Here is a 21,403-nt window from a genome sequence, read left to right as displayed (position 1 = left end):
TTAAGTAATTATAAATTCATTAAACAGATGCAGAATAAAGGAGCGATTACACTACTCGCTGTTGCTTTGGCATTGGTGAGTCTTTATCAGTTGTTTTTTACTTATAAAACCAACCAGGTAGAGAACGCGGCGAAGGAGTTCGCCAACGGTAACCCTATTAAAGAGAAAGAGTATTTAGATTCGGTCGCAAACCAACCCGTCTACAATTTCCTTGGTTTAGCCAAATTCACTTACAAGGAATGTAAGGAGTTGGAACTGAACCTCGGTTTGGACTTGAAGGGTGGTATGAACGTGACCATGGAAGTTGACGTGGTAGACGTGATAAAAAGTCTGGCAAACCACAGCACGGATCCCGCTTTCAATCAAGCAATCGAGGAGGCCGTGAAGATGAGAGTTTCCAGTCCGAAAGACTTCGTGACCCTTTTCGGTGAGGCATTCGAAAAAATTGCCCCGGGAGCGCAACTGGCATCCCCGGCTATTTTCGGTACTCACGAAATGAAAGAAAAGATCAAAGTCGGAGCTAGTAACAAGGAAGTTCTTGACGTGATCCGCAAAGAGGCTGACGGAGCTATCGACAACACGTTTAATATTCTTCGTACTCGTATCGACCGTTTTGGTGTTGCTCAACCCAATATCCGTAAAGCAGACATCTCCGGAAGAATCGTTATCGAGTTGCCGGGTATCAAGGAACCGCAACGTGTGAGAGAGTTGTTACAAGGAACTGCCGCTTTGGAGTTCTATGAAACATTCGACAATGCAAAAGGACAAGATGCCGGAGAAGATGCATTCTTCAACTATTTGGTTGCCGCAGATCAAAAACTAAAAGAGGTTCTTGACGCCCAAGCATCCAAAGTTGCGAATGAAGAAACAACCGCTCAGGTAACTGACACGACTAAAGTGCAAGATAAAGAATCAGCCATCCTAGACGCGATCAAAGGTGAATCTGATTCATTGAAAACGGTAACCAGCATGGCTGAATACGAGAAAGAACACCCGCTTCTTGCCATATTATCACCTAACGTAACTCAACAATTTCAACCCGTGGGTGGTTCTACAATTGGATATGCCAACATTAAAGATACGGCTAAAATCAACGCCTATTTGAGATTACCGCAGGTAAAAGCAGCTTTCCCCAGAAACGCACGTTTATTGTGGGAAATGAAAGCTGTAAACGGTATGGTTCCTTTACACGCCATCAAAATTACCACGCGTAATGGTAAAGCTCCGCTTGAAGGAGACGCTGTAATTGATGCAAGACAAGACTATGATCAACAAGGTCGTCCGGTTGTTTCCATGCAGATGAACGGAGAGGGAACCAAAACATGGGCTCGTTTGACAAAAGATAATATCGGACGTTGCATCGCTATCGTACTTGACGGTATGGTTGCATCCTCTCCTAACGTAAACGACGAGATTAAGGGCGGTAGCTCTCAGATTTCCGGACGTTTTGACGTGAAAGAGGCAGGTGACCTTGCAAACATCTTGAAATCCGGTAAATTACCCGCACCCGCACGTATCATTGCTGACGAGGTAGTTGGAGCATCACTGGGACAAGAGGCTATTCAATCCGGTATGTGGTCATTCATCATCGCATTCGTGTTGGTATTGGCCTATATGTTATTCTTTTATAGTAAGAATGCCGGTTTGGCTGCCGACATCGCATTGCTCGCCAACTTGTTCTTCTTGTTCGGTATTCTGGCATCCATTGGAGCCGTGTTGACCTTACCCGGTATTGCCGGTATCGTGTTGACCATGGGTATGGCCGTCGATGCCAACGTGTTGATCTACGAACGTATCCAAGAGGAAATCAGAGCCGGTAAGGGATTGAAACTTGCTATCAAGGAAGGTTACAGTAATGCCTACTCGGCTATTATCGACGGTCAGTTGACCACGTTATTAACCGGATTTATCTTGTACTACTTTGGAGAAGGCCCGATCAAAGGTTTCGCAACCACGTTGATCATCGGTATCCTTTCTTCACTATTCACGGCAATCTTCATCACTCGTTTGATCCTTGAAAGAGCTGCATCCAAGAGTGACAATGTTACCTTCACAACCCCGTTAACTGCAAACTGGTTGAGAAATACCAAGTTCCCGTTCTTGAAAAAACGGAAAATCAGTTACACGATTTCCGGTATCGTGATTGTACTTTGTTTCGTATCCTTGTTCACCAGAGGTTTGGATAAAGGTATCGACTTTGTGGGAGGTAGAACTTATACCGTGACTTTCGCACAAGACGTACAAGTGGGTGATGTTGCAGAGAAACTGGCAGGAGTTTACGGAAGCGCTCCGGAAGTGAAGACCGTGGGAACTGCAAATAACGTGAAGATCACCACGAAATACCGGATTGCTGAAACCGGAGCAGATGTTGACGCAAATGTAGACTCATTATTATATATCGGGTTACAAGAAATTCTTCCTGCCGGAACAGACTACGAAACTTTCCGCAGCGTGAACTTGCAACAGACTCAAAAGATCGGCCCAGCCGTGGCTGAAGACATGACAAGAGCTGCCGTTTGGTCGGTATTGTTTGCCTTGGTTGGAATCTTTATCTACATCATGGTACGATTCTCAAAATGGCAATATGGTGCTGGAGCAGTTGTCGGTTTGGCTCATAACACGATTATCGTGATCGGAGCATTCTCCCTATTTGCCGGTCTCTTACCGTTCTCTTTGGAGGTTGACCAATCCTTTATCGCTGCCGTGTTGACGGTTGTGGGTTACACCATCAACGATACCGTGGTTGTATTCGACCGTATCCGTGAGTACCGTAAACTATACCCGAAACGAGATGATGAACAAGTAGTAAATGACGCATTGAACTCTACGTTACGTCGTACATTCAGTACTTCATTGTCAACCATCGTCGTGTTGTTAGCGATATTCATTTTCGGTGGTGCTTCAATCAAGGGATTCATTTTCGCCTTGTTAGTAGGTATCATTGTCGGTACATACTCATCACTGTTCATCGCAACTCCTATTTCTTTCGACTTGACCAGAAGATTCAAAAAGAAAGTAGAAGAGAAGAAATAAAAAAATATTTCAAGTTTATACAAAGTAGCTCCTTTTTACAGGAGCTATTTTTTTGCACACAGAATAAAGGTACTCACTCCGGTATTACAGTATACATACGCCGGTGTCTCGCTCGTAAGTCAACGGAAAGTTAACGGGAAGTCAACGGGAAGTCGACTGGATAAAGAGGTTCACTTGTGGGCGATATTTCCTTGATATTAATTTCATATATACAGGAAAATACGGAGAGACCCCGGAGAGAGTCACTCGCAATCCCCTTTCAATAACATCAAAAAAGTTACAAATTGAAAGTAAAAATGATATATCAATATTAAAGTTGCAATATAATTGGGTTTGTAACAATAAATATCCTACTTTTGTAACGTAGAAAGCAGCAACAGGATAATCGAACAATTACAAGTATGTCAAAGCGTCAGATCAGAATCTGTTTAGGAAGTTCTTGTTTTTCCCGGGGAAACAATACCAACCTCGGAGCGATCAAGAAATATCTGAGTGAAAATAACTTGGAGGCAGAGATCGATTTCTGCGGGCATTTGTGCGAGGAATTGTGTAGTAAGGGTCCTATTATCCGGATCGATGACAAAGTGTATGAAGAAGTAAATCTATCGCGTTTGTACAAAATCTTACAAGAAGAATTCCCATGCAACTAAGACCCATCTATACAGAACCGGACAATTGTCAGGATTGTTATAAATGTATCCGGGAATGTCCCGTGAAGGCAATCCGGATGGAAAACAATCAGGCATCTATCATTGAAGATCGTTGCATCTACTGCGGGCATTGCACGCAAGTATGCCCAACCGGGGCTAAAAAGATACGTGACGGGTTAACCCGGGCGAAATTAACCCTTACGCAGAATCCCAAAGTCATTCTATCACTGGCTCCATCGTACGTGAGTGAATTCGAAGGAATTCATTCCAGCGTGCTAATTGCCGCCATCAAACGTTTAGGTTTCACAAGTGTATCGGAAACTGCCCTGGGAGCAGAAATCGTCACGGATAGAACCGAGAAATTCCTGGAAGAAGCCGAAAATGGCGTGTACATCTCTTCGGCTTGTCCGGTTGTTGTTGAATATATCCGAAAATATTCCCCGGATCACGCACGTTTTATCACACCGATTATTTCTCCCATGCTGGCTCACGCCAAGATTTTGAAACAGTTATATGGAGAAGATGTGAAAATCGTGTTTGCAGGTCCCTGTATCTGCAAGAAGTTGGAAGCGGACTACTTTAATAACCTCGTTGACGTGGTAATCACGTTCAAGGACTTGAAAAAATGGTTCGAACAATCCGACATCAACTTGAAAAATATCGCACCGAATCAACCGGAGGCTCGTTTCGTGCCTTACCGTTCCGGGATGGGCGCCTACTACCCCATCGAGGGTGGAATGCTGAAAGGGATGCAAGAGGGCAAAAAACAAATACATCACATGGCTTTCTCGGAACTTTCAACCGTGAAAGACGTGTTGAAAGAACTGGATTCACACCGGGAGAACGATTCCATTTTCTTGGAATTATTGGCTTGCAAGGGCGGATGCATCAACGGTCCTGCCAAATTGAGCCATATATCCCCGGCCTTAAAAAGATACGAGATTATTCATCAATCGGAATTGGGAAATCCCAAGGATGATTTCAAAAATATCGATTTGCAGATTCTGTTCTGCAAAGACCCTCACGTGCAAGATCACACCTACACGGAAGAGGAAATCAAACAAGCTATGGCCGTCGTGGGCAAAACCGGACCTGAAGACGAATTAAATTGTAGTGGTTGTGGTTACGACACTTGTCGTGACTTCGCCATTGCCATGCTGGAAGGGCGGGCCGAAGAAAATATGTGTGTATCTTACATGAGAAGAATCGCGCATGATAAGGCCACCGTACTCCTCCAAAAGATTCCGGCCGGAGTATTACTCGTCAACTCGGAATTGAAAGTCGTGGACATGAATCAATCCTGCGCCACTCTCATGGGAGAGGACATTGCCTCTATTTACGAGGTCGATCCCGGTTTGAACGGCATGGAGCTGAAAAACATCTGTTCCTACGAGGACTTGTTCCGTGCCGTGTTGACAACCGGTAAGGAAATTATCGAACGACAGGTACGGGAAGAAGACCGCACATGGATTATATCCATCTATAACATACAACCTCACCGGTTGGTTTTCGGGTTATTACAGGATTTACGCGAACCTTATGTCCGTAAAGAATGGATGCTCGAAAAGACTCAGGAAGTAATCAAGAAACACATGGAAACCGTCCAACAAGTAGCTTGTTTGCTTGGGGAAAATGCTGCTTTCACGGATGCCACGTTACGCACCGTAATGGAGGCTTACAAGAAAAATGATCAAAAGAAACCACTCTAATTTCATTTGTCTTGAGAAACAACGGTAATTTCATCGAGGTTGACTTCTTCCAGAAGAATAAAGCGGGCAATGTTGTCTGCGGGGATTGTTTCATGTCTCAAAAACTAAAAGGTGAGGGACGTGTCATCAGCGTGTTATCAGATGGTCTTGGAAGCGGGATCAAAGCCTGTGTCCTATCCACGATGACGGCAACCATGGCCATGAACTTTACCGCCATGAACGAGAGTATCCTGCGCACCTCCACCTCGATCATGAATACCTTACCGAAAGATATGGTGCGAAAGATCAGTTATTCGACCTTTTGTATCTGTGACATCGACTGTTTCGGTAACGTGAAAATTATCGAATATGAAACTCCCTCCTACTACTTGTACCGGAACGGGCGTTTTGTCAGTATTTCCAAGGAGAAAATTCCGGTGGAACGGGAGGACCTTGAAAATACGTTTCTGTGGATTTCCGAGTTCACGCTGGAAAAAGAAGATCGAATTATCTTCTTCAGTGACGGGGTTAGCCAATCCGGAATGGGAACGGCTAAAATGCCCTTTGGCTGGGAAGACGGGGCAAAAGAATATATTGCAAACCTGGTAAATCAATATAATAATATATCCGCCAAGGAATTGGCACATAAAATAGTGAATCAAGCGGAAAAGAACGACGGTTACTCGCTGAAAGATGACACGAGTTGTTGTGTCATTTATATGCGAAAACCCCGTAACCTGCTTGTATGCACCGGACCTCCCTACGACGAGAAGAACGATAAATACCTGGCCAACCGGGTACGGGAATTTCAAGGGAAAAAGATCCTGTGCGGGGGAACCACGGCAACCATTATCTCCCGTGAACTGGGAGCAAAAATGGAAGTTGACATGAATATCGTGGACAAAGAACTCCCTCCCATCTCCAAGATGGAAGGTGTCGATCTTGTCACCGAAGGAATTCTGACGTTAGGTAAGGTTGAGCGTATCCTGACGGAAGGAGATATTGACCGCCGTCGGGAAGCCGGACCGGCAGAGCTGATGGTGAGAATGTTGTTGAATAGTGATAAAATCACGTTACTCGTGGGAACCCGTATCAACACGGCGCACCAGGATCCCAATCTTCCCGTGGAGTTAGAGATCCGGAGAAACGTGGTCAAAAAAATAAAATTTTTATTGGAGACAAAGTATTTGAAAGATGTCGAGATTATGTATATTTAGGGGATAAAATCAAAAACAAAACCAACTCACAACACTATGGAAAAAGTAAATGTAAAAATATGCGTAGGAACCATGTGCTATGTCATGGGTGGCGCAGAGTTGAGAGACACGATTGAATCTCTTCCCCAAAATATCCTCGAACATCTGAATGTAAGCTATTCTCCATGTTTAGGGTGTGGCAAAGGTGAACAAGCCCCACCGTTTATTGAAGTAAATGGAAAACGTATTGCTGGCGTTAGTAAAAATAGTTTAATACAAATCGTTAAAGAGGAAGTAAGAAATGTTATATGACAATTTTGCGATGCTCACGAAACGTGAGTTACTGATTAGAATTGTAAAACTTTTAAAGGAAGAAAATCTAGTAGATGGGGTGAAATACATTCCGGTGGAAATGCGCCCAAAAAATAAAAGACCGATCAAGTGTTGCGTGCATAAAGATCGCTACATCTTGAAACATAAGATTATCTCTATCTTGGGCTTCGAGATCACGGACGAGGAAATCGACCTAATCCCTTTGTCTGACTTCGCACAGAAAGCACTTGATAACAAGAATACGAAAGAGAATATTCTTTCCGTGGTCCACGAGGCTTGTAGTGCTTGTATGCAATCCCAGTACTTCGTGACTAACATGTGTCGCGGTTGCGAGGGACGTCCTTGTTTGATGAACTGCCCGAAAGCGGCAATCTCTTTCAAGGGGGGTAAAGCTTGCATCACGCAGGAAGACTGCGTGGGTTGCGGACTATGTTCTAAAGTCTGCCCTTACCACGCGATCGTGTACACGCCCGTACCTTGCGAGGATGTTTGCCCGGTGAAAGCGATCACCAAAGGCGAAGACGGAACCGAGCATATTGACAAAGATAAATGTATCTATTGCGGAAAATGTATGCAAACTTGTCCTTACGGGGCGATCATGGAACGTTCCAAGGTGATCGACGTATACAAGAGCATTACCGCCCCGGACAAGAAAATCATAGCTATTCCGGCTCCGGCTATCTACGGACAGTTCAATGCAACTCCGGGACAGATTCTTTCCGCCATCAAGGCCATCGGTTTTGACGACGTGGTAGAAGTAGCTTTGGGAGCAGAAGATACTTCCCGCAACGAGGCAGCCGAATTCTTGGAACGCATGGAAGAAGGGAAACCTTTCATGACTACTTCCTGCTGCCCAGCTTACGTGGGTTGGGTCGACAAACACGCCCCTATGGTAAAACCGTTTGTTTCCGACACCCGTAGCCCGATGGTTTATGCCGCCCGCCGGGTAAAAGAACAATATCCGGATGCCGAAGTCGTATTTATCGGCCCGTGTCTGGCTAAACGTTACGAGGCTGAAATGTACGTTCCAGAAGTAGACTACGTGATGAGTTTCGAAGAATTGGGAGCATTCATGGTGGCTTATGACATTAATCCGGAAACTTGTGAAGAATTACCATTGGATCCGGAAGTTACGAAATTCGCCCGCGGATACGCTCAAGCCGGTGGGGTTCGCAATGCTATTGTAGAGGCTGTTGGAAATGGTTACACGACTCTTTCCATCGAAGGACTTGACAAGAAGAACCAGACTTTACTGAAAACTATGGTGAAAAAACCGGAAGCCCAGTTTGTCGAAGTAATGGCGTGTGATGGTGGCTGCGTGAACGGACCTTGTTCACTAGCTCCGCTTACATTAGCCAAACGGCAGATCAAAAAAGCGTTAGAAAAATAAAATAAGGCAGCTAAAAATAACGGCCCTCTGAAAAAAGAGAGCCGTTATTTTTATATCTCAAATCGTGATTTACTTCACCATCGCGTGACGATATCCTTTCGTCTTGTTCCAACCTCCGCGGGTGAAATCAGGAATCGCCACCGGAGCACTGTTATTCTCTAAAGAAAGAGCTGTCAGCTCACCCAAACAACACCATTCTGCCAAATCATACACATCCATATCTAACGGTAATCCATTTCGCAAGCAATATACCAAACGGTAATCCATGATAAAATCCATTCCACCATGTCCCCCCACTTTTTTGGCTTGCTCTTCCAACTCGATCTGAATCGGGTGTTTATATTTTTCCATCAAAGCCTTCTTCACATCCTCCGGAACAAAACCGTGAGAATTCAAATCCTCGTGATCGGGAGCCACATCTGATGAAATTTGTGTCGGCTTCAAAGCATATCCCGCAACCGGATATTTATTAGCAAATCCTTTGGTTCCCGTCAATTGGTACATCCGGCTATACGGACGAGGCGACACCACGTCATGCTGAATCTGGATGGTTTTCCCGTTTTCCGTGCGAATCAACGTGATCGTGTGATCCCCGTTCTTGAAATCTTTCACGTCCTCCCCGGTCTTGTTTTTCAAATATTCGGGAGCAGAAACAGCCTTCGTGTCCATACATACCAAATAATTCATCTTGTCCCCCCGGTGAATATCCAGCAACTGGCAAGCCGGTCCCATACCGTGAGTAGCATAAACATCTCCCCTGTGTTTCCGGTTATAATCCATACGCCAGTTATTCCAATAATAAGGCCAAAATTCCTCCAAATTATGAATATAAGCCCCCTCCACGTGCAAAACTTCACCAAACACACCTTGTTGAGCCATATTTAACGTCGTCAACTCGAAGAAATCATACACGCAATTCTCCAACATCATACAATGTAACTGTTTCTTCTCTGCCATATTAATCAACGCCCAAATTTCCTCCATGTTCATAGCAGCAGGCACCTCGATCGCCACGTGCTTCCCATGTTCCATGGCATACAACGCCATCGGGGCATGATGTAACCAATCCGTAGCAATATACACTAAATTAATATCCTCCCGTTCACAAAGCTGTTTCCACGCATCCTCGCTCCCGGAGTAACCGGCAGCCTCCGGAACCCCAGCCTTCTTCAAAATTCCCTGACATTTTTCCACTTGTTCCGGGCGAATGTCACACAAGGCAACCACCTTCGTTCCGGGTATATGCAGGAATCGTTCCACCGCACCGGGTCCCCTCATTCCCAAACCGATAAACCCTACCCGCACGGTATCCAGTTTCGGCGTCACCAAATTTACTACATCCTTCTGCCCAACAGGACGCTCGGGAGCAGGCACCTCGATCATTAAACTTTTCTTCGTCTCTTTTTCTGATACACCATTGGTACAGGAACAAATCATCCCGCACAAAATGGCTGCCACGACACATACAAACGTTATTTTCCTCATAAATTATCAAATTAAAAACACAACAAACATATCACGTGTAAAGATACAAATTTTAAATAACATCAATACCTATTCCAGCTATTAGTTAATTTGTTTTTACCAATAAACACGTTTCATCTAACTCGCATAGCAAACCGTCTCTCGCTATCCTTTCGATCTTTCTGGATATACAATGAGTATACAACCCCAGTAAACCAAGTATACCTTTCCAAATAACTAATATACTACATATACCACCCAATTTGCAAACATAACCATATCAAAAACCAATTTTATCGAAGGTGAATGCAACATGAATCCAAGATGAATGCTCCATGGTCTAAATGAACTATAAGGAAACAATCTGGAAATTATTACCTAGGGCAAAAGGATATATTACCCAGAATAAACGAAGTCACCTAAGAATCCAACCTAAAAACAACATCCCTCGTCGACAAAAAACACTCATTCATCGGGAAAAAATCTCTCAACATCTAAATTAATTGTATTCGTTTTCAACACCTTATATCTTTGTAAAAAGCAAAAAAAGAAAACAAGATGAATATACAAACGAACATTGCAACCATCCTTTTTATAATCATTCCGTCCTTAGTGGGCTTTTCTCAGGAAAAGCCCACTTCTTCCTGGAATTTGAAGGATTGTATCGATTATGCCCGGAAAAACAACATTCAGGTGCAATCGGCAAAAGTAACGCAACAAAGCGCTAACGTGGATTTGTTACAGGCGAAAGCCCAGCTTTTCCCCTCGTTGACATTTAGTAGTTCTCAAGGCTGGGGACACCAGAAAACAGAACAGACAGATGGCAAATTCAAATCTCAAAGCGCCTACACGGGCAGTTACACCTTGAACGGCGGACTGACAATCTATAATGGGGGTAAATTAACCCGTTCCATCCGTCAACAGCAAATCACGAACACGGCACAGGAGTATCAGGTAAACATGGCCGAAAATGACATCGAAATTGCCGTCACCGAGGCCTACCTGCAAATACTTTACGCAAACGAATCGCTAAAAACCAACCGTCAAACGTTGGAAACTTCTGCCGCCCAGCTGGCACGTTCCAAAGAACTATTGGCTGCCGGTTCGATTGCCCCCAGCGATTATGCCCAGATCGAGGCACAGTACAGCAACGATCAGTACAACGTGACGATGGCTGAAAACACGCTCACTTTGAACAAATTGCAATTAAAACAATTGTTAGAACTGGAACCAACAGATAGTTTCGATGTCTATTTCCCGGAACTGGAGGACACGCAGGTACTCACCCCTGCACCTTCCCTCTTGGAAGTTTACCAGATCGCCCTAGAAACCATGCCGGAAATGAAAAACAGTCAGTTGAACGTGGAATCGGCACAGCTGGAAGAAAAGATCGCGGCAGGAGATCGCTTGCCCAGCATCTCGCTCAGCGCATCCGTGGCCACGAACCATGACTCGGAATCAGACCACTCTTTTTCAAAACAACTAAATAATCGATTAAACGAGAACGTGGGGATCAACATCAGTATCCCCATTTCTAAAAATCGCCAGATCAAATCTGCCGTTGAAAAAGCAAAATTACAAACGGAAACAGCCCGTCTGGAAGAACTGAATACACGCAAGGAACTGTGGAAAACGGTAGAGACTCTCCACCAGAACGTGATCTCCGCACAAAGCAGGTATGTCGCTGCCACGAACAGCGTGAAATCGGCCACGATGAGTTACAACCTCGTTCAAGCCCAATTCGACGCCGGTATGAAAAACACGGTGGAACTACTCACGGAAAAGAACAATTATCTTTCTGCCTTGCAGGAACAAATTCAAGCAAAGTTCGAGGCGATTCTGTCACTCAAACTGCTCAACTTCTATCGAAATCAACCTATCGAAATCTAATGTAAAATATTAATTATAGAACAACATGAAAAAGATTGTTACCATAATCATCGTCATAGCCGTTATTGTCGGGGCCTTTTTCTTCTTCCGCTCGGGAGATAAGAAAGTGACGACGTACGAAACGGTCGAACTAAAAAAAGGCTCCATCAACAACACGGTGACCGCCACGGGAACGATAGAACCGATTACCAAGGTGGACGTGGGTACGCAGGTATCCGGAACGATTTCACACATCTACGTGGACTACAATTCCGTCGTGACAAAAGGACAATTACTTGCCGAACTCGACAGGAAACTACTGGAAGCCGAGTTGAAATCGGAAATGGCAAACTTGAAATCAAGCAAAAGCGAATTCGAGTATCAAGATAAAAACTTCAAACGCCTACGCCAGTTACACGAAAAGAACTTGATTAGCGAAACAGAATACGAGGAAGCATTATATCAATACGAGAAAGCACAACAAGCTTACGAGAAAGCACAAGCCACGATGGTAAAGGCCCAATCAAACCTCGATTACGCAACGATTACCTCACCAATTGACGGGGTTGTATTATCCAGAGAAGTGGAAGAAGGACAAACAGTTGCCGCCAGTTTCGAAACCCCGACCATGTTCACCATCGCTAACGATTTGCGCAAGATGCAAGTGATCGCTGACGTGGACGAGGCTGACATCGGTCAGGTACTCGAAGGACAACGCGTGACGTTCACGGTTGACGCTTTCCCGGATGACACGTTCGAGGGCGACGTGACTCAAGTGCGTCTAAACCCGACAACAGAATCCAACGTGGTCACTTACGAGGTGGTTATTGATGCCCCGAATCCGGAATTGAAGCTGAAACCGGGATTGACCGCCAACATCACGGTCTACACGATGGAGAAGGACAACATTCTACTGGCCCCGTTGAAAGCTTTCCGCTTTACCCCAGAGACCAACCCGGAAGACCCACAAACCGCACAAGCCCCGCAAGCGGGAAGAGGTGAAAAAGTCGTTTGGTTACAAACGGCAGAAGGTATCGTTCCTAAAGTAATCAAAGTTGGAGTCAGCGACGGAATATACTCGGAAGTGAAAGACGGTCTACCGGAAGGCGCTCGTTTGATCGTGGGAATCCAACGCAGTAAGAACGTGGCACCCCAAGGAGGCAGCGAGGAATCCAATCCGTTCATGCCGCCACGTCCGGGACAAAAGAAAAAATAGTTACCGTATAAGATTGAACTCATGACAAATGATATTATAAAAATAGAAAACCTGAGGAGGGATTTTAAGGTGGGATCGGAAACCGTTCATGCTTTGCGCGGTATATCATTCTCGATCCGTGCCGGAGAGTTCGTGACGATAATGGGTACGAGTGGTTCCGGGAAATCCACCCTACTCAATATCCTCGGATGCCTCGACACTCCCACCTCGGGGGACTATTACCTCGATGGCATCGCGGCCAGAGACATGGGAAAAAATGACCGGGCCACGTTGAGAAACCGCAAAATCGGTTTCGTGTTCCAGTCCTACAATCTGTTACCCAAAACGACCGCCTTGGAGAACGTGGAGTTACCGTTACTTTACAACCCGGCCTTTTCTTCCCGCGAACGTCGGGAGAAAGCCATGAATGCCTTGAATGCAGTGGGACTGAGTGACCGTATCAACCATCGTTCCAACCAGATGTCCGGCGGACAGCAACAACGTGTAGCAATCGCACGGGCTATCGTGAATGACCCGGTAATCCTGCTTGCCGACGAGGCCACGGGAAACTTGGATACTCGTACTTCATTCGAGATACTCACGCTTTTTCAACGCCTTCATGCGGAAGGAAGAACCATTATATTCGTGACTCATAATCCCGAAATCGCCCAGTTCAGCAGTCGCAACATCGTTCTGCGGGACGGCCACATCACGGAAGACACAATTAACCAAAATGTAGCATCGGCTAAAGAAGTATTGGATGCGCTACCCAAGGAGAACGATTAAAAATTCAGAGTTTAGAATGAAAAAGATTTCGTGATTGCCGATTCGATGATTGGGTGATTAAAATCACTTAATCGAAAATCATTAAATCACTTAATCGATAGGATCTAAAATCATAAATCAAGAAATTAATAGGATCATAAATCTAAAATTAACACATGAACTACGCAAATTTAATACGAATCGCTTTACGAGCCTTGGCAAACAACAAATTCCGGGGATTCCTGACTATGTTGGGAATCATTATCGGAGTGGGGTCCGTGATTTCCATGCTGGCAATCGGGCAAGGCTCCAAACGTAGCATTCGTGACCAAATATCAGAGATGGGTTCCAACATGATCATGATCCATCCCGGAAACGGGAAGTTCGGGGGAGTCCGTCAAAGTGCCAGCAGTATGCAGACGCTGAAACTGGAAGATTACGAGGCGATCGTTCGTGACGTGGACTTGATCGACAAATGTACCCCTTCCGTGAATTCAAGCGGTCAGGTTATATACGGAGCCAATAATGCCCCGACAACCATCTACGGAGTAAACCAGGATTATCTTGACATCCGGAAGTTCAGCGTGGGGGAAGGTGAGATGTTCACGGATCACGACATCAAAACTTCCGCAAAAGTATGCATCGTGGGACAAACCGTTGTCGACAACCTATTCACGAAGGGAGAAGAACCACTGGGAAAGACCATCCGGTTCAACAAAACCCCCTTCCGCATCATCGGGGTATTGACTCCCAAAGGATATAACTCCATGGGACAGGATCAGGATGATATGATTATTGCCCCCTATACCACTATACAGAAACGTCTATTGGCCATCACCTACATTCAAGGAATATTCGCCTCGGCCGTCACGGAAGACGATTCCGAAGAAGCAATCGAGGAAATATCCGCTATTCTGCGCCAAAATCATAAAATAGCCACGGGAGATGAAGACGATTTCCACGTGCGCTCGCAAGAAGAACTCAGCTCCATGATGAGTACGACAACCGACTTGATGACCGTCCTGTTGGCCTGTATCGCCGGAATATCATTACTTGTCGGCGGAATCGGAATCATGAACATCATGTATGTATCCGTCACCGAACGAACCCGGGAAATCGGCCTTCGCATGTCCATCGGGGCAAAAGGACGACACATCCTATTCCAATTCCTTATCGAGGCGGTCATTATCAGCGTCACTGGAGGTATTATCGGGGTAGTTCTTGGAATCGGTTCATCACTTATTATTAAATACGCTATCGGCTGGCCCATATACATCCAGATGTATTCTGTCGTGCTTTCCTTCCTGGTCTGCACGGTTACCGGAATATTCTTTGGCTGGTATCCGGCACAAAAGGCATCCCAGTTAAACCCAATCGATGCTATACGATACGAATAGATTGCCGGGAAACCCGGCAGTTACGGTTGCAAGTTTTCAAGTTACCGGTTCGACAGAACTTCTTCCATAAACTTGTAACTTGCAACCCTGTAACTTGTAACTTTTTTTATACCTTTGCAAGTGGAGAAAGACGATATAATGCAAAAGACACGGAACAAGAAGATATTAACGGGAGCCATCCACGTGCTTGGATGGGGAATATTCTTTGCCCTTCCCTTTTTCTTCTATCGCGGAGAAGGTGTTTCAATTACCCTAAACAGATATTTGGGATATTGTTTCGTCCCGTTAAGCTGCCTGATCATATTCTACACGAATTTTCTCTGGCTGATCGAACGACAGCTTTTCCGTAGAAAAGTATCAACATTTATTCTAAGTAACATCGTTCTCGTGATGCTCCTGGGAGCTAGTCTTCATTTCTGGCAGGACTTTCACCGGAAACATTTATCTGAACCCGTTCCGAAAGCATTGAAAGAGTTACAAGAGTCCTTACCTAAACCGCCCCGGTACGTGTTTATCGCCCGGGACATGATGCTCATGGCATTGACCGTCGCCCTCAGCGTGGCAATCAAAATGACCGGGGGATGGTATGAAACCGAGAACGAGAAACAAGAACTAAAAAAAGCTCAGGCCGAGGCGGAACTTCAAAACTTGAAAAGCCAGTTGAACCCGCACTTCTTATTCAATACCTTGAACAATATCTACTCGCTCATCGCTATCAACCAGGACAAGGCCCAGTATGCCGTTCATGATCTCAGTCGTATGCTCCGTCACGTACTATACGAGAATAACCAACATTTCGTGTCGGTAGATAAAGAATTCGAGTTCATGAAAAGCTATATCGAACTAATGAGTCTCCGCTTACCTAAAAGTACTCGGCTGGAAGTTTCCATCCCGGAAAGAGGCAACGGAATCATGATCGCCCCGCTCTTGTTTATCCCGCTGATCGAAAACGCGTTCAAACACGGGGTCAGTAGCACGCAGGAATCATTTATAAACATTAAGTTCGAATTGCAAGGGAATAACCGGATCAACTGTCTCGTGGAAAACAGTAACTATCCTAAAAAAGACAACGACCGGAGTGGCTCCGGTATCGGGTTAACCAACTTAAAACGCCGTCTGGAGTTACTCTATCCCGGAAAATATATCTTTAAGGCTGAAACCCTTAACAACCGATTTATCACGGAATTGCTTATTCAACTTTAAAATTAAAGGACATGACTCTGAATTGCCTCATCGTGGATGATGAACCGTTAGCCTTGGATTTGCTCGAGAGCTACGTGAGCCGGACACCATTCCTACACCTGGTCGCACAATGTGATAGTGCCGTGAAAGCGCTTTCCGTCATAGAGGAAGAACCAATAGATCTGGTTTTTCTGGATATTCAGATGCCCGAACTCAACGGGCTTGAACTGTCCCGTCTCGTGGGCAACAAAGTGAAAATCATCTTTACCACCGCTTTCGAACAATACGCACTGGAAGGCTTTCGGGTTGATGCGCTGGATTACCTGCTGAAACCGTTCAACTACACGGAATTTCTCCGAGCTGCCACGAAAGCCTTACGTTGGATCGAGATGAGCCGGGCGGAGAATGTTTCCGCCAACGTGCCGGATTCCATTTTCGTGAAAAGCGATTACAAATTGATCCAGATCCAGTTGAAAGACATTCTTTACATCGAGGGTCTAAAAGATTACATTCGTATCCAAACCGAGGACAAGGAGGGCGGTATTCTCACGTTGATGAGCATGAAAAGTATCGAAGACCATCTTCCCGGCGATATATTCATCCGGGTACACCGTTCCTATATTGTCAATATCAACAAAATTAAAACCATCGAACGGAACCGAATCGTGTTCGGGAAACTCTACATCCCTATTTCCGATTCCTACAAGGAACGTTTCATGGAATTGCTGGATAAACGAGCAATTAATTGAAAATTGAAAATTGAAAATTGAAAATTATATCTACCTTTGCGAACAGATAAATAGAATTAGTATTAGGAAAATTTGAATTCTTGAAAATGAGAAATTCATGAAAACATTTCATTTTCAATTTTCAATTTTCAATTTTCAATTGCCATGAGAAAAGACGAAAGATATAACCAGCGAGGAGTGTCCGCATCCAAAGAAGATGTGCATAACGCCATAAAAAATATCGACAAAGGTATTTTCCCGAAAGCTTTCTGCAAAATCATCCCCGATTACCTCGGAGGACAGAAAAGCTACTGCAACATCATGCACGCCGACGGGGCCGGAACCAAATCTTCACTCGCCTACATGTACTGGAAAGAAACCGGAGACTTATCCGTGTGGAAAGGCATCGCACAGGACGCCTTGATCATGAACATCGACGACTTGCTCTGCGTGGGTGCCGTGGATAATATCCTGCTCTCTTCCACGATCGGGAGAAACAAGAAACTGATACCGGGAGAAGTTATCGCGGCCATCATCAACGGAACGGAAGAGCTGATCGAGGAATACCGGAAATTGGGAGTAAACATTTACTCTACCGGAGGTGAAACCGCAGACGTGGGGGATCTTGTGAGAACCATTATCGTGGACTCCACGGTGACTTGCCGGATGAAACGTTCGGACGTGATTTCTAACGATCGTATCAAAGCGGGAGATGTAATTGTAGGACTTTCGTCATACGGGCAAGCCTCTTACGAAACAGAATACAACGGTGGAATGGGGTCCAACGGACTAACTTCTGCCCGTCACGACGTATTTGCCAAGTATTTGGCGAAGAAATACCCGGAAAGCTATGACAACTCCGTGCCGGAAGAACTCGTTTACTCCGGAAAATGTAAACTGACAGACGAAATTGCCGGATTGGGCATTGATGCCGGGAAACTGGTATTGTCTCCGACCCGTACGTATATCCCGGTAATCAAGCAGGTGCTTGACAAGTACCGGAAACAAGTTCACGGTATGGTACACTGCTCCGGTGGGGCCCAAACCAAAGTGATGAATTTCGTGGAGAACATGCACATCGTGAAGGACAATATGTTCCCTGTTCCTCCCCTGTTCAAATTAATTCAGGAACAATCGGGAACCCCGTGGGACGAAATGTACAAGGTATTCAACATGGGTCACCGTATGGAAATCTACGTGGACGAAGAAATTGCAGATGACATCATCGCCATTTCCAAAAGCTTTAACATCGATGCCCAAATCGTTGGTCGTTGCTACGATAACGATGAGGGAAAAGATAATAAGCTCACGATAATCAGCGAACTCGGGAAGTTCATATACTGAACCGTGGGTTTGATTCTTAAAACCTATATATAAAATAAAAGGATGCCTGCAGAGGCATCCTTTTATCATTCCCTCGCTGATTGCAATATCCGTCGAATTTGATTACGTACATTAATCTGGGCGCTATCCACCTTCGCTCGTTTGGAAGGGATAAACAGGTTCTTGTATTTAGCCTTCGTAATCTTGAATTTCATCTTCTCCATCGACCCGTAAATATCTACTCCCAATTTGAAAGGTACGGGTGATTTTAACACGGAAATATGGTAATTAAAAGTCATGTCGATCTTATGTTCTCCACCCACGGCCACCTTGTAACGATCCACCTCAACCAAGAAGGGGAACACTTCAATCATACCATCCTTGATGCGGAAGTCCACGGCCACGCTATCAATCAGATTACGCTCCTTGTTTTTAAACATCAACATCTTGGAAATTTCCGAGAACGTCTCCCCGTCCATCAACACCAAATCCTTACCATCAATGTAAGCTACAGCCCTCAAGGTCGGTAAATCAACCATCATTGTAGAATCCAGATTTGTCTCCGCCGCCATATGGAAATCTACCAATCCATCGAAAGAGCGCAGCATCGGGACGATCGAATCCAAAGATGGCATAAAATTAATCAACGCCCCCACGTCAATATCATCCATTCGTAAATCGAAACCGGTATACGCTTTCTCTTTCCCGGAAGCCTTGTACAACATCGTGGTCTTCACATCTGCCGCCATAGAACGCATACTCAAATCCGACAACTCGATACATTGATTTTGCATCACCACTTTCCCGTGAATACTGTCCAATTCCAATTTTCCATACAACACCTTCTTAATATTCGTTTCAAACGTGAAATCAACACCGGGAGGAACAACAAAAACAGACATGGTAGAGTCAGCCACGTACGTGGAATCTGCCGCTAAATCCACATCAGACAATTCATCCTCACTCAATTCCTCTTCTGTCCCCCACTTCATGTTCATTCGATTGGCAGCCCCAACTTCCATAGCTTTCATCAATTGATTGCAATTAATCATATTCGATCTCACCTTCAAATTAGCTTTCAAATCCTCCTGCCGCAAAAATGCACCCGCCAGATTGTACACTTCCCCGGTTAACAAAAGATCAGAACGTCCCATCTTCAACTTTGCACCATTCAATTTAATATGTCCGGGACTTAAAGTAATCTTCGTCCCCGGCATACGCATCCGCAGAGGAAACAAGGGGGTGTATACCCGCATATCCTTAAAGCCGACCACCCCACTGGCGAGCCATTGACGTTTATTTTTCCGGTCCGGAACTCCCGAAAGATCAAATCCGGCATTCGCCAGTCGTAAACGATTCCCTCTAGCTCTTACCCGTAAACTATCCATATTGACCTTCGCTTTTACTAACGGGAGCTTTTTATCTTCCGGAGAGGGAGCCAAGGCAAAATTAGCCGTGCTATTTCCCATCCGGAACCGCAGGGAGTCACCCATCACCAAGTCAATCCATCCGAAACGAATGTCTGCCGACATAGAGGCAACAGCCGTGGTATCCCGCAAGGGAGAAGTTTTTACCTTCACGTAAGAAGTATCCATGTGAAAGGTTAAAGCATTCTTCCACTGTATATCGACACTATCAAAACCAAAGATTCCATTCAACAGGTTCTTTTCCTGCAAGATAGTCTTATCTTCCATGTTGGTTCCGAATCCCAATATCACAGATTTTGAACGTAATCTCAAACTATCCTTTTCGCTGGCTAACAAAACATTCTTTAATTGACATCCCCCTCGAATGTCCAGTTTTCCATAGTTTTTATTCTTTATGTCAGCCAATAAAACATTTCCTTTTAACCCTGCATTCAAACTTCCCGTCAATGTCACCCCCTCTTGTATCGGGAATATTTTGGGTAATATAGAGAAATCGACATCCGCCTTCACGCTTGCGGTAATCAAAGGATTGGAAAGTAATTGATCCACCCGGCCATTTAAATCCACATCCACATCTGTTCCCTTCACGCAAAACCGGTTTAATTTCAAAAACGAAGGTTGTTCTTTCTGTAAATCAACGACACCTTCCAAGTCAACATCCAATTTATCCAACGAATAAGGCATCCCCGCATATTTCACGGAGCCTTCATTTATTTTGAAACGAGCATCCAACACGGGAACTCGATCCTTTCCATATTTCCCCTTCAACGTTCCCCGGCATAACACCTCTCCCGATACCGTCACATTTTCATCATGTTTAAGTACTGTTTCCGGAACAAGGTCAAGCAGGGTTTTCAAAGAAGGAACTTTTATCCCAAAGGTCAGGTCCACGTCCAACAAACGATTCAATGTATCTGCCTGTAAACGTCCTCCTACCCCGAATTTCATTCTATTCACCCTCATAACAGCTTTATCCAACACGTAAAGCATTGAATCTCGATCCAGACGCATTCCTGTTTGCAAAGCAAACCGCAAGCGTTTCACGAGTAAATTACCTTCTTGCCAGAAAAGAATATTCCTTGCTTTCACATCCAACTGCAAGTCCGCCTTCCGCTCCATAAAATTTCCATCGATTTTCAAACCGAACCCCTCCAATCGGGCATAAAGTTCATTCGCACGATCATCAAACACGAGTTTTCCACCCTCAATACGAATGTTACGAATATCAATACTTTCAATCAATTTTTCTTGAATCGTATCCGTCTCCACCATGACCACGGAATCCTGTTCAGCAGACTCCCGCATTACATTCCAACCGGGAACCCCGTTCGTGTCAATATAAGCGTAAATCTGCGGTTCTTCCAAACGCAATTCTTTCACGATAACTTCCTTTCGAGACAGATAAGCCATCGGGTTCACGATCAGCCGACAACGCTTGAAACTCATCAATGAATCAGTAGCGGCATAAACATTCTCCTGTTTCAACGAATCCTGAAAGACTTTCGTCACCACGCTACCATTTCGCATTTCAAGCCCGAATTCCGGGAAAGTCGAGAAAAAGGTTAACTCGATCGCATCAAAATGTACTTCCGCATTCAAAAACTCATTGGCACTTTTCTCCACGATAGGAGTCAACTTCTCCGGGGTAAAGATAAAATTCAACACGATGCCTATCGAAGCACACACTAAGATCACCAACACTAACAGTGAAATAAAGAAATACTTTAATAAACGCCACATGACATTTCTTGATTTATAATTTC

Annotated in this window: 15 protein-coding genes; 13 read left to right on the top strand and 2 right to left on the bottom strand. The window is 44.8% G+C overall.

Translation table 11 applies throughout. The annotated features are described in order from the left end of the window. Positions 1–27: 27 nt before the first annotated feature. From secDF to F1644_RS17420, 6 genes are all read left to right on the top strand, one after another. On the top strand, positions 28–3,033 hold the full coding sequence (gene secDF, locus F1644_RS17445; protein ID WP_118304429.1) for a protein translocase subunit SecDF: 3,006 nt from the start codon (positions 28–30) through the stop codon (positions 3,031–3,033). A 401-nt stretch (positions 3,034–3,434) separates the two neighbouring features. Further along, on the top strand, positions 3,435–3,683 hold the full coding sequence (locus F1644_RS17440) for a (2Fe-2S) ferredoxin domain-containing protein (protein ID WP_018338306.1): 249 nt from the start codon (positions 3,435–3,437) through the stop codon (positions 3,681–3,683). Next, on the top strand, positions 3,674–5,392 hold the full coding sequence (locus F1644_RS17435; protein WP_118304430.1) for a [Fe-Fe] hydrogenase large subunit C-terminal domain-containing protein: 1,719 nt from the start codon (positions 3,674–3,676) through the stop codon (positions 5,390–5,392). The genes F1644_RS17440 and F1644_RS17435 overlap by 10 nt, the downstream gene beginning before the upstream one ends. A gap of 11 nt (positions 5,393–5,403) precedes the next feature. Next, on the top strand, positions 5,404–6,588 hold the full coding sequence (locus F1644_RS17430; protein WP_118304431.1) for a SpoIIE family protein phosphatase: 1,185 nt from the start codon (positions 5,404–5,406) through the stop codon (positions 6,586–6,588). Between the two features lie 36 nt (positions 6,589–6,624). Beyond that, a complete protein-coding gene (locus F1644_RS17425; RefSeq protein ID WP_118304432.1) occupies positions 6,625–6,879 on the top strand; it encodes an NADH-quinone oxidoreductase subunit NuoE family protein in 255 nt (84 codons plus the stop codon). Continuing rightward, positions 6,869–8,290, top strand: coding sequence for a monomeric [FeFe] hydrogenase (locus tag F1644_RS17420; protein ID WP_118304433.1), 1,422 nt, complete (start codon positions 6,869–6,871; stop codon positions 8,288–8,290). Before F1644_RS17425 ends, F1644_RS17420 begins: the two co-directional genes overlap by 11 nt. A gap of 69 nt (positions 8,291–8,359) precedes the next feature. On the opposite strand, the gene F1644_RS17415 is transcribed toward F1644_RS17420, so the two are convergent. Next, complete coding sequence (locus F1644_RS17415) at positions 8,360–9,727, bottom strand: Gfo/Idh/MocA family protein (RefSeq protein WP_118304487.1); 1,368 nt, start codon at positions 9,725–9,727, stop codon at positions 8,360–8,362. Positions 9,728–10,312: 585 nt separating this feature from the next. On the opposite strand from F1644_RS17415, the gene F1644_RS17410 reads away from it, so the two are divergent. The 7 genes from F1644_RS17410 to F1644_RS17380 all read left to right on the top strand — a co-directional run bounded on the left by F1644_RS17410 (position 10,313) and on the right by F1644_RS17380 (position 18,234). After that, positions 10,313–11,644, top strand: a complete 1,332-nt coding sequence (locus tag F1644_RS17410) for a TolC family protein (protein ID WP_118304434.1) — start codon at positions 10,313–10,315, stop codon at positions 11,642–11,644. A gap of 25 nt (positions 11,645–11,669) precedes the next feature. Then, positions 11,670–12,839 (top strand): efflux RND transporter periplasmic adaptor subunit, encoded by a 1,170-nt coding sequence (locus F1644_RS17405; protein ID WP_087420954.1) that lies wholly within the window; start codon positions 11,670–11,672, stop codon positions 12,837–12,839. Positions 12,840–12,860: 21 nt separating this feature from the next. Further along, positions 12,861–13,604: an ABC transporter ATP-binding protein gene (locus F1644_RS17400; RefSeq protein ID WP_087420953.1), complete on the top strand. Its 744-nt coding sequence runs from the start codon at positions 12,861–12,863 to the stop codon at positions 13,602–13,604. 155 nt (positions 13,605–13,759) lie between these two features. Next, a complete protein-coding gene (locus tag F1644_RS17395) occupies positions 13,760–14,980 on the top strand; it encodes an ABC transporter permease (protein WP_087420952.1) in 1,221 nt (406 codons plus the stop codon). A 138-nt stretch (positions 14,981–15,118) separates the two neighbouring features. Beyond that, positions 15,119–16,183 (top strand): sensor histidine kinase, encoded by a 1,065-nt coding sequence (locus F1644_RS17390; protein WP_087420951.1) that lies wholly within the window; start codon positions 15,119–15,121, stop codon positions 16,181–16,183. 11 nt (positions 16,184–16,194) lie between these two features. After that, positions 16,195–16,911 (top strand): LytR/AlgR family response regulator transcription factor, encoded by a 717-nt coding sequence (locus F1644_RS17385; protein ID WP_087420950.1) that lies wholly within the window; start codon positions 16,195–16,197, stop codon positions 16,909–16,911. A gap of 144 nt (positions 16,912–17,055) precedes the next feature. Then, positions 17,056–18,234 carry an AIR synthase related protein gene (locus F1644_RS17380; RefSeq protein ID WP_118304435.1) on the top strand — a complete coding sequence of 393 codons (1,179 nt, stop codon included), beginning with the start codon at positions 17,056–17,058 and terminating at the stop codon, positions 18,232–18,234. A 65-nt stretch (positions 18,235–18,299) separates the two neighbouring features. Here the strand turns inward: F1644_RS17380 and F1644_RS17375 are convergent, their stop codons facing one another. After that, complete coding sequence (locus F1644_RS17375; RefSeq protein ID WP_118304436.1) at positions 18,300–21,380, bottom strand: AsmA family protein; 3,081 nt, start codon at positions 21,378–21,380, stop codon at positions 18,300–18,302. Positions 21,381–21,403: the final 23 nt, after the last annotated feature.

It is taken from the genome of Butyricimonas paravirosa (assembly GCF_032878955.1).
In the GTDB taxonomy this organism is placed as follows: domain Bacteria; phylum Bacteroidota; class Bacteroidia; order Bacteroidales; family Marinifilaceae; genus Butyricimonas; species Butyricimonas paravirosa.
Note: the sequence above shows the minus strand (reverse complement) of the source record. Positions and strands in the feature narration are given on the sequence as shown.